Genomic DNA, 11,322 nt, shown 5'->3' with positions numbered 1-11,322 from the left:
TTACAGAAGATTTATCTAAATAATAAAAAATTTAATAACACGAAAAAAGGAGATAAATTTTTATCCCCTTTTTGTAAAAATTTTTTTACAACAATTCATATTTTAAACACTTATATTTTAGTAATTGACGAGAAATACCTAAACGTCTAGCTGTTTCCGCTAATCGTCCATCAGTTTCACGCAACTTTTCCGCTATAATTAGACGCTCGTAGGCTTCCGTTAAATCTCGTAAATGTCCAGATTGGTTGTTTTGCATGATCGATTGAGTTGAATGTTGAATATTTTTTTTAATCCTCTCTGGAACATGTTCAACAAGTATTTCATCCCCAAGCAAATTATTATATGCCGATTCAAGGGCATTTTTTAGTTCACGCACATTCCCAGGCCAATGATAGGCATAAAATAACTGAATTACTTCATTACAATAGCTTACATTTTTCTGTAGTGTATGTTCATTGTAAAATTGTATATAAAAATCAAGGATAAATGGAATATCTTCCTTCCTTAATCTTAGCGGAGGCAAATCAATTTGAAGAACATTTAAGCGATAAAATAAGTCCTCACGTAGCCTTTTTTCAGCTAATAGTTTGTCCACATCTTCATTGACAGTAGTAATATACCGTATATCCAAGGGCTCACCATTTAACACTTTTATATCTACCGCATGTAAAAGTTTCGCTTGCAAAGATATATCCAATAAATTAAGGTGGTCAATGAGTAGCGTCCCTCCATTAGCCTCCTGTAACTTTCCACTTTTTGCTTCATTGTCCGAGCCGTATAGCTGAGTAAATATATTATCCTCTGTTAATGTTGAGCAGTTCAAAGTAATAAACGGCTTTGTATAGCGTTCACTTTCATTGTGTATGCCTTGTGCGATTATATCTTTCCCAGTTCCAGTTTCCCCAGTTAGTAAAACTGGTGCACTTTTTTGAGCACTACGATGTGCCTTTTCAAGTTGAGTTTTCATTTCGGCGTTTGTTGTAATGTAATCCTCTAAACGATAGGTTGTATGATTATCTCGATATAATTTATGTCCCAGGAAATTATCTAAGTATTTAATTTGCTTAGTTTCATAAAAATGTTTTGAAAATTCAATGGCACCAATGGCTTTTCCATGCTCCATAATGGGATAGGTCGAACTCAGTGATAAATAACTAAAACCATTCAATGTTGTCAGTTGTTGTTCATAGTATAAAACTGGCTGCCCTGTTTGTATGACTTGAAAAACAGTACTTGTCTCAGGTGATAAATTTTGATAATTATCAGTCACTGTGCTGTGAAAAAATTCATCTGGTGTTAAGCCGATTTCCAATAATATATTTAAATCTGCTAAATCATAAAAGATTGCACAGCCTTTATCATCTGTAATTAAAACATTATCAAATTCACTGAAAGCCTGTGCAAATTGTTGCAATTCCATGAATTTCTCCCCCTTGTCCCCATGAATATTACCCATTATAACGAATTTTCAAAAATTATGAGAGATTTCAATTTTAGCAACACAAAAAAGCTATTTTAGAACATCCATAAAGGAATTGTCTAAAATAGCTTTATCTGTCGTTTATTTTGGTGCGATTACTTCTTTACCGCCCATATAAGGTCTTAAAACTTCAGGAATTACTACGCTGCCATCAGCTTGTTGATAGTTTTCTAGAAGAGCAGCAACTGTACGACCAATGGCAAGACCTGAGCCGTTTAATGTATGCACATATTCTGGTTTTGCATTTGGCTCACGACGGAAGCGGATATTTGCTCGTCGTGCCTGGAAATCCTCAAAGTTAGAGCAAGAAGAAATTTCACGGTACATGTTTTGTGCAGGAATCCAAACTTCTAAATCATATTTTTTCGCTGCAGTAAAACCTAAATCAGCTGTACACATTTTTAACTTACGATATGGTAAGCCTAGTAATTGTAATACTTTTTCTGCATGACTTGTTAGTAGCTCTAATTGTTCGTATGACTCCTCTGGTTTTACAAAACGTACTAATTCTACTTTATTGAACTGGTGTTGACGAATTAATCCACGTGTATCACGACCTGCAGATCCCGCTTCTGAACGGAAGCAAGCACTATACGCTGCAAAGCCTTGTGGTAAAGCTTCAGCCGGTAAAATCTCATCTCGATAGAAGTTCGTTACTGGTACTTCTGCAGTTGGAATCATAAAATAATCTGTTTCCTCTAATTTGAATACATCTTCCTCAAATTTCGGAAGTTGCCCTGTACCTGTTAGGCTATCTCGATTAACAATGACAGGTGGTAGCATTTCCTCGTAACCATGCTCCTCTGCATGTAAATCCATCATGAATGTCATTAATGCTCGTTCTAAACGAGCACCAAGACCACGATAGAATAAGAAACGGCTACCTGTTACTTTCGCGCCGCGCTCAAAGTCTACAATTTTTAAATCCGTAGCAAGGTCCCAGTGTGCTTTAATATCAAAATCAAATGTCGGAATTTCACCCCACGTATATTCTTCAACATTGTCATCCTCTGTAGTGCCTACTGGTACAGATTCATGTGGGATGTTTGGTAAACGCATCATCATATCTTTAAAGCGCTCTTCAACATCATTTAATTGTACATCTAATTCTTTAATTTCATCGCCAACCTGACGCATACGAGCAATGACTTCATCAGCATTTTCTTTGTTGCGTTTCATAACTGAGATTTGTTCAGATACTTTATTGCGTTCTGCTTTTAATTCTTCTGTTTTGGCAATCAATTCACGACGTTTTGCATCTAAGTCTTCAAAGTCATCTAAGTTTCCCAAGTCTTCATTACGTGTTAATAACATCTCTTTAATTTCCGTGAAATTCTCACGGACGCGTTTAATATCTAACATCTTCATACCTCCAATAGTTTCTTCATGATGGAAAATCGTTGCAGCGAAATGAACACAAAAAAGCCCTCATCCCTAAAAAGGGACGAGAGCTACCCGCGTTGCCACCCTAATTGACTAGACATATTTCTGCCTAATCCACTTATTTCATAACGGCATTTCAGCCGGCTACAGCCTACTTCATTCACTTCGACTGTGCAACTCCAGGACGGATTCACAAGTGCTTTTATCAGCTTCCACCAACCGCTGACTCTCTAAAAAAAACGTGCTTGCTACTACTTCCCATCATCGTGTTCAGTTATTTAAAATTTAAACATACTGTACTATATGAAAACAAATTTTGCAAGTCATACCATAGAGGTTACAAAATATTCAAGAATTCGTGTATCCTCTGTTAATTCGGGATGAAACGAACAACCCAATAAATGGCCATCTTGTGCCAAGATTATTTTCCCTTCATGTTGTGCAAGAATTTCAACACCTTTACCTACCGCTTCAATATGAGGTGCACGAATAAATACTGCTGGAATCCCTACACCTACTTTAGGAATATCTAGTTGTACTTCGAAGCTATCCACCTGACGTCCATATGAGTTTCTTGCTACAGTCACGTCCATCACAGCCAAATGTGGTTCATCTTCAATTAGATCCTTGGCTAATAAAATTAATCCCGCACATGTACCAAGCATCGGTAATCCTTGCTGTGCAAGTCCACGAATTGACTCTAGCAGATCAAATCGATCCAGCAATTTTCTCATTGTTGTGCTTTCTCCACCTGGTAACACAAGTCCATCTAGGTTTCCTAAATCCTTTCTTTGTTTTACTTGAATTGCTTCACAACCAAGAGCTTCTAACATTTGTATATGCTCACGAACTGCTCCTTGTAATGCTAATACACCAATTCGCTTCATGCTACCAACCTCGCTCTTGCATACGCTCGTTGTGTCCAAGCTGTGCAATATCAATCCCCTTCATAGGCACTCCGAGCTCTTTTGATATTTCCGCAATAAGCTTATAGTCTTTATAATGAGTAGTCGCCTCTACAATGGCACGTGCAAATTTTTCAGGGTTCTCAGATTTAAAAATACCTGAACCAACGAAAACGCCATCAGCTCCAAGTTCCATCATTAAGGCTGCATCAGCAGGCGTTGCCACTCCTCCTGCTGCGAAGTTTACTACTGGTAAACGACCAAGACGTTTAATTTCTCTTAATAACTCGAAAGGAGCTCCTAGTAATTTCGCCTCTGTCATTAATTCATCCTCTGTCATTCCTACGACTTTACGAACCTGTGCATTTACTTTACGAATATGGCGAACGGCCTCCACAATATTCCCTGTACCTGGTTCACCTTTAGTTCGTAACATCGAGGCACCTTCCCCGATACGACGGGCTGCCTCTCCTAAATCACGACAGCCACACACAAACGGTACTGTGTATTCACTTTTTAATAAATGGTATTCTTCATCAGCTGGTGTTAAAACTTCACTTTCATCAATATAATCAACACCCATTGCTTCTAAGACACGTGCTTCAACAATATGACCAATACGTGCTTTGGCCATCACAGGAATAGTTACAGCCCCCATCACTTCCTCAACAATACGAGGATCGGCCATGCGTGCAACGCCACCTGCTTTCCGAATATCTGACGGTACTCTTTCTAATGCCATAACTGCTACAGCACCTGCAGCTTCTGCAATTTTTGCTTGCTCTGCATTAATGACATCCATAATGACGCCGCCTTTTTGCATTTCTGCCATTCCACGCTTTACTAGCTCTGTACCTGTTTGTTTCATTTTCTAACCTCCACCTTTATGATGAAGTTTAGTATAATAGAAATTGACCATATCAAAATATCCAGTTTTTAAAATATTTATAGGGTCAGGAGGTTCCAGATCATGGATATGCTTTTATTCCAGCTTGAAAGAGATAGTGATAAACCGCTTTATGATCAGCTTTATAACGGTATTAAAGAAGCTATTATTTCTAAAAAAATAACTGTAGGAGAAAAACTGCCTTCAAAAAGAAAATTAGCTGATTTTTTAAACATTTCCCAAACAACAATTGAAATTGCCTATGCTCAGCTATTAGCTGAAGGCTATATTATGTCCAAATCACGTATTGGCTATTTTGTAGAAGAAATAGATGAACTGCCCTACATTCAACAAGATACTATGGCGTCCATTAATGAATATCCTAAGAAAAAGTCTTACAAAATCGATTTTAATCCAGGATCTATTGATATCGATGCTTTTCCATTTCAAACATGGAGAAAGTATGCAAAAGAGCTTTTTGACGATACCTCAAAGGAGCTATTATTAACAGGGGAACCACAAGGTGAACTGTCTTTACGCACAGAGATTGCTAATTATTTATATCAATCCCGTGGTGTTGTATGCCACCCTGAACAAATTGTTATTGGTTCAGGGACGGAGCAGCTCCTCCCTATGATTCTCCGTCTTTTTAGTGAGGACACCAGCTTTGCATTAGAAAACCCAGGATACCCTGCCGTCCATCGAATGTTTTCGCAGCATAAACGAAAAGTTTATCCAATTGCAGTTGATGAAGAGGGCATAATTATTCATGATCTGGAAAAAACAAATGCTAATGTTGTGTATATTACACCCTCACATCAATTCCCAACTGGGGCTGTATTATCTGCTACAAGACGAGCTCAAGCTTTAAATTGGGCGGCACAAAGCACCTCTCGTTATATTATTGAGGATGATTATGATTCGGAATTTCGTTATGCTGGAAAACCAATTCCTGCCCTACACGCATTAGATCGAAACGATAAAGTTATTTACATGAGTACTTTTACTAAATCTTTAATGCCATCCTTGCGAGTAGCTTATTTTGTACTTCCACCTAAACTACTTGCTACTTATAACGATGTCTTTAATTATTACTCATCAACGGTGCCTCGTTTTGATCAGCATATTGTGGCAAATTTTATGGGTGATGGGCATTTTGCAAAGCATCTCAATCGTATGCGTAAAATTTATCGTAAAAAACATGATAAACTAACTTCTATTTTAGAAAAATATTCATCATCCATTAACATTACTGGTGAACAAGCGGGTATGCATATTTTATTAGAGGTTCAACACACATTTTCAGAAAAACAATTACAACAGCTCGCCTCTCAAGCAGAAATCGGTATTTATCCATTATCAGCCTATAGACTAGATCATTATGAATCTTCACAAGCTCAATTTTTATTAGGTTTTGGAGGGATTCCCGTACAAGCAATCGAATCATCCATTGAGCAGTTGATGGATTGCTGGAGTATACAAAAAAACGACCCATCTACGTAGATGGGTCGTTTTATATTAAGTCTCAATTAATTGAATTTGATAATGCTCAAACCAAGTATGAATTTGCCCTAGATAAGCTAAAAGCTGGGGACCTGCCATTAATTGCCCATACCACGGAACCTTAAAAGAGCTACCTCCCGATTCAATTAACTCCGCAAGCTTTTGTCGTTCAAATAGTTCATGCAAAATTGAATTTTTATCATGTAGAATTTCCTTCAACCATTTTTGCACTCCTGCTGTATAGATAGGATGATATGTTTTTGGATAAGGATTTTTTTTACGATATAACACTTCATTCGGCAATAGATGTGCCATTGATTTTCGAAGTAATCCTTTTTCTATTCCATCTAAATTCTTCATTTCCCACGGAATATTCCAGGCATATTCTACAAGCCGATGATCTGCAAAAGGGACACGTACCTCTAAACTTGCCCCCATACTCATACGATCCTTCCGCTCTAATAATGTCTGCATAAACCATAGCATATTTAAGTAGGACATTTCACGGTGCTTTGCCTCTGCTAGACCTTCTCCATCTAGCAAAGGAACTTCAGCTATTGTTTGTGTATATAGTTGTTGTGCATAGGCTTCAATTTTTAATTTTTTGTTCCACTTCTCTTGGAGTAATGCACTTCTTTCAGACAATGAACGGATCCAAGGGAAACCAGTAGTCCTATCTTTAAACCATGGATAACCACCAAAAATTTCATCTGCACACTCTCCTGATAGCGCTACAGTAAATTCCCTTTTTATTTCACGACAAAACCATAATAACGAAGAATCTACATCTGCCATACCTGGGGAATCACGAACAATGACCGATTCCACTAATAAATCAATTAACTGTTGCTGAGTGATTTCCTCTGCGTGGTGAGCTGTCTTGAAAGTTTCTGTCATTTTTTGAATCCAGTACGTATCCGTGGAGGTCTGAAAAGAATGTGGGTTAAAGAAGCGCTCATTATCTTCATAATCAATAGAATACGTATGCAATTGATGGTTTTGCTGTTGGAATCTATTTGCTGCAATGCCTGTAATAATACTGGAATCTAGTCCTCCTGAAAGAAACGTACAAATGGGTACATCCGAAACTAGCTGACGTTCTATAGCATCCGTTAACAAAAAACCAACATGTTCAATTGTTTCTCCTAATGTTTCTTCATGTCTACGGCTTTGTAGTTGCCAATACGGCCACTTTCTTAAACCTTCTTCTCTAGAGAATCGCATAGCATAGCCAGGTCGTAATTCTTCAATATTTTGAAAAAGGGTTTTACCTGGCGCTCTAGAAGGTCCTACAGCCATCATACTTGCCAACCCTTCAACGTTTACACATGCTTGAACCGTGGGGTGTGCTAGCAGAGCCTTCACCTCAGATGCAAAAAGTACACCTTCTTGTTGCTCTGTATAATACAAGGGTTTTACGCCTAGTCGGTCTCGACACAAAAATAAAGACTGTGTTTGCTCATCCCAAACACCGAAGGCAAAAATACCATTTAGAAATTCTACACACTGCTCTTTCCATTCAATATAGGCAGTTAATAGTACTTCAGTATCCGATTGTGTTGTAAAGCTGTGCCCTCTTTTTTGAAGTTCCTTACGTAGCTCCTCTGTATTATAAAGTTCGCCATTATATGTAATGACATAGTTCAAACCATCATGGATTTTTTTCATTGGCTGTTTGCCACCGATTAAATCAATAACAGCCAACCGTCGATGGCCAAATGCAATATGCTCACTACACCAAATATTTTCATCATCTGGCCCTCTCTTATTTAATGTTTGCGTCATCGATTTTAATATTGTGTCACTTGTTCTTAAGTCCTTTTGAAAACTAGCCCAGCCTGTAATGCCACACATTTAGCCACATCCTTTCGCCTATTAGCGTATGCTATAGCGTGTAAAAATGTGAAAAAGCACATGAATGCTTAAGTGCATTCATGTGCTCGTATTTAAATATTAAAACAATCCACCAACAAAGTCTGTAATGCCTCCCCATAAATTACCGAAGAAGTTACCTACACCTTGGAAGAACAATGAGATACCGCTAGCACGCTCTACAGCCTCTGTTGTGACAACATCGGATGAAATATCCTTGCCATCGATAAAGCCGTAATCTGTGCCTTCTGTGCGTTCAATAACGACCTTTCCTACAACAGTGCCTTTTTTAACGTCTGCCTCTAAACTCTTTTTATCTAAAACCAATGTAGGTTTATATAAGTCTTTATCAGAAGACTTAATCATAAATGAAATTGGTTCTTTTACTGCAATCGATACTTTGTCTTCTTTACCTTTTGTCACTTTAACTGTTTTTTGATCTTTGAATGTATAGTTCCCTGGTAAAATTTCTTGCTTTGAGAATTGTGAAAAGCCGTAGTTAAATAATTTTGCTGTGGCATCAAAGCGAGCTTCATAGGACCCTTGTCCATTTGCATCAACAGCTTTCATTACAACTGCAATCAAACGAGTACCATTGCGCTCTGCAGTACCTGTGAAGCAGTGACCTGCAAAGTTTGTTGTACCTGTCTTTAATCCATCTACACCTTGATATTCATACACTAACCCCGGTAACATAAAGTTCCAGTTAGACATTTTAATTGCATCTTCTGTTCCTTCACGGAATGTCTTTTTTGCAATTTTAGATGTTTCTAATACCTTTGGGTGATCTTTTAATAAATGATATGCTAATTTTGCTACAGATTTTGCAGGCATCACATTCTCATCTTCTGGGCCTGTGCCTGATGGGTGCATACCAAATAAATCAGCATTATTAAGACCAGTAGAATTGACAAATTTATAGCCCTCTAAACCAAGTTCTTCTGCTTTTTTATTCATTAACTTTAAAAATTCAGTTTCAGAACCTGCGATCGTTTCAGCAATAGCTACGGTTGCTGCATTTGCTGAATAGATTGCCATTGCCTCATATAACTCACGAATCGTATAAGAGCCATCTCTACGTAAAGGTACATTACTTAATGCACGATTTTGAGACATACGATACGTATAATCTGTTACGTGATATTCTTGATCCCATTTAACTTTCCCTGCATCAATCGCGTCCAATAACAGGTATTCAGTCATCATCTTTGTCATACTTGCAATACCTAGTGAAGTATCTGCATTTTGTTCAAATAAAATTTTCCCTGAATCTGCATCAATTAAAATCGCAGCATCCACTGTTAATCCTAAATCTGTTTCCGCATTTGCCTTTGCAGGAATACCTGCAAAAATACTAAATAATAAAACAGGAATTAGGAGTAAGCGTAATACGGTGTTCATTTTCTTTTTCACCTTTAAAGCCCTCCAAAAAATAATCTTGTCCTCGACATTTTATCATAGATAACAACAAACGTGTTGACTCTCTACCATAAAAAAATGCTCTCGCGCCATCTTTGTAGACGATGCGAAAGCATAAAAGTTGCAAGTAATATATTACATGGAATAGTTTGGTGATTCTTTTGTAATCTGTACATCATGTGGATGTGATTCACGAAGACCAGCACCTGTCATTCTAACAAATTGTGCATTCTCGCGTAGGTGCTCCAGATGTGGAGCTCCACAATAACCCATACCAGCGCGAATACCACCAATCAGTTGGTAGATTGTATCAGCTAATGGTCCTTTATAAGGAAGACGGCCTTCAATACCTTCAGGTACTAATTTTTTTGCATCCTCTTGGAAGTAACGATCTTTAGAACCTTTTTCCATTGCGCCGATAGAACCCATACCACGATAAACTTTAAAGCGACGGCCTTGGAAAATTTCTGTTTCTCCAGGAGATTCAGATGTACCTGCTAGAAGAGAACCAAGCATTACAACGTTGCCTCCAGCTGCTAAAGCTTTTACGATATCACCAGAGTATTTAATACCACCATCAGCAATTATTGTTTTACCTAGCTCACGAGCTACTGTAGCACAATCATATACTGCTGTAATTTGTGGTACACCTACACCTGCTACAACACGTGTAGTACAAATAGAACCAGGACCGATACCTACTTTAACAACATCTGCTCCTGCTTCAAATAATGCACGTGCGCCTTCTCCAGTAGCAACATTACCAGCGATGATTTCTAGCTCAGGGTAAGTCTCACGGATTGAGCGAATTGTTTGTAATACGCCTTCTGAATGACCATGGGCCGTATCGATTACAACAATGTCAACTTGTGCTTCAACAAGCTTCTCAATACGTACCATCGTATCTTTTGATACACCAACTGCCGCGCCTACTAGTAAACGGCCATGTGTATCTTTCGCAGCATTCGGGAATTCAATCACTTTCTCGATATCCTTAATTGTAATAAGTCCAGTTAATCTACCTTCTTCATCTACAATTGGAAGCTTTTCGATTTTATATTGTTGAAGAATTTTTTCAGCATCCTCTAAAGTCGTTCCCACTGGTGCTGTAATCAAATCTTCTTTTGTCATTACATCTTCAATTTTTAAAGAGTAGTCAGAGATAAAACGTAAATCACGGTTTGTAATAATCCCTACTAGCTTTTGATTTTCCATACTATCAACAATAGGAACACCAGAGATTCGGTATTTACCCATTAGATGCTCAGCATCGAAAACTTGATGTGTCGGAGTTAAGAAGAATGGGTTTGTAATAACACCATTTTCAGAACGTTTTACTTTTTCTACTTGTTCAGCTTGCTCATCAATCCCCATGTTTTTATGGATAATACCGATACCGCCTTGACGTGCCATAGCAATCGCCATTTTAGACTCTGTAACTGTATCCATACCTGCGCTGACCATTGGGATGTTTAATTTAATCTTTGGTGTTAATTGAACAGATAAATCAACATCTTTCGGTAGTACTTCGGAATGAGCTGGTACTAATAATACATCATCAAAAGTTAAACCTTCTTTGGCAAATTTAGTCTCCCACATTTTCGTAACTTCCTCCTATAGTTAAAAGAATATTAATTGTAAGATTAACAACGTGGACTGCTACTGTCAAGGAACTTATAAAAGAAAGACAATTCAGATTTTTAACAAATAACAATTAAGATAAACAATACAAATAATTAACTACATTTTCGAGGCATTTATTTGCATTTTTTAAATTCAGAAAACACTTTTGAACAATCTCTTTAGTAGAGTTAAAAGTTATCAAAAGAGAAAGTAAAAAAACAGCCAGCATACAGCTGACTGTTTTATTGCCT

General features: G+C 37.6%; 8 protein-coding genes and 1 other annotated feature. Of the genes, 1 reads left to right on the top strand and 7 read right to left on the bottom strand.

The window, feature by feature from the left end; translation table 11 throughout:
* Window positions 1-85: 85 nt before the first annotated feature.
* From VK91_RS03945 to pdxS, 4 genes are all read right to left on the bottom strand, one after another.
* On the bottom strand, window positions 86-1,420 hold the full coding sequence (locus VK91_RS03945) for a sigma 54-interacting transcriptional regulator (RefSeq protein WP_048390988.1): 1,335 nt from the start codon (window positions 1,418-1,420) through the stop codon (window positions 86-88).
* 141 nt (window positions 1,421-1,561) lie between these two features.
* A complete protein-coding gene (serS, locus tag VK91_RS03940; RefSeq protein WP_048390985.1) occupies window positions 1,562-2,842 on the bottom strand; it encodes a serine--tRNA ligase in 1,281 nt (426 codons plus the stop codon).
* A 75-nt stretch (window positions 2,843-2,917) separates the two neighbouring features.
* Window positions 2,918-3,137, bottom strand: a binding site (T-box leader).
* Window positions 3,138-3,186: 49 nt separating this feature from the next.
* Window positions 3,187-3,750, bottom strand: coding sequence for a pyridoxal 5'-phosphate synthase glutaminase subunit PdxT (gene pdxT / locus VK91_RS03935; RefSeq protein WP_048390983.1), 564 nt, complete (start codon window positions 3,748-3,750; stop codon window positions 3,187-3,189).
* Between the two features lies 1 nt (window position 3,751).
* Window positions 3,752-4,636, bottom strand: a complete 885-nt coding sequence (gene pdxS / locus VK91_RS03930) for a pyridoxal 5'-phosphate synthase lyase subunit PdxS (RefSeq protein WP_036075157.1) — start codon at window positions 4,634-4,636, stop codon at window positions 3,752-3,754.
* Between the two features lie 102 nt (window positions 4,637-4,738).
* Between pdxS and VK91_RS03925 the strand changes: the two genes are divergently transcribed.
* Window positions 4,739-6,157, top strand: a complete 1,419-nt coding sequence (locus VK91_RS03925; protein ID WP_082148118.1) for a PLP-dependent aminotransferase family protein — start codon at window positions 4,739-4,741, stop codon at window positions 6,155-6,157.
* A gap of 15 nt (window positions 6,158-6,172) precedes the next feature.
* On the opposite strand, the gene asnB is transcribed toward VK91_RS03925, so the two are convergent.
* From asnB to guaB, 3 genes are all read right to left on the bottom strand, one after another.
* On the bottom strand, window positions 6,173-8,011 hold the full coding sequence (asnB, locus tag VK91_RS03920; RefSeq protein ID WP_048390980.1) for an asparagine synthase (glutamine-hydrolyzing): 1,839 nt from the start codon (window positions 8,009-8,011) through the stop codon (window positions 6,173-6,175).
* Window positions 8,012-8,110: 99 nt separating this feature from the next.
* A complete protein-coding gene (locus VK91_RS03915) occupies window positions 8,111-9,442 on the bottom strand; it encodes a D-alanyl-D-alanine carboxypeptidase family protein (RefSeq protein WP_081010913.1) in 1,332 nt (443 codons plus the stop codon).
* Between the two features lie 141 nt (window positions 9,443-9,583).
* Complete coding sequence (gene guaB, locus VK91_RS03910) at window positions 9,584-11,047, bottom strand: IMP dehydrogenase (RefSeq protein WP_004233999.1); 1,464 nt, start codon at window positions 11,045-11,047, stop codon at window positions 9,584-9,586.
* Between the last annotated feature and the right edge of the window lie 275 nt (window positions 11,048-11,322).

Origin of the sequence: Lysinibacillus sp. LK3, from assembly GCF_001043675.1 — a bacterium.
Taxonomy (GTDB): domain Bacteria; phylum Bacillota; class Bacilli; order Bacillales_A; family Planococcaceae; genus Lysinibacillus; species Lysinibacillus capsici.
This window is presented reverse-complemented; position numbering and strand designations above follow the sequence as displayed.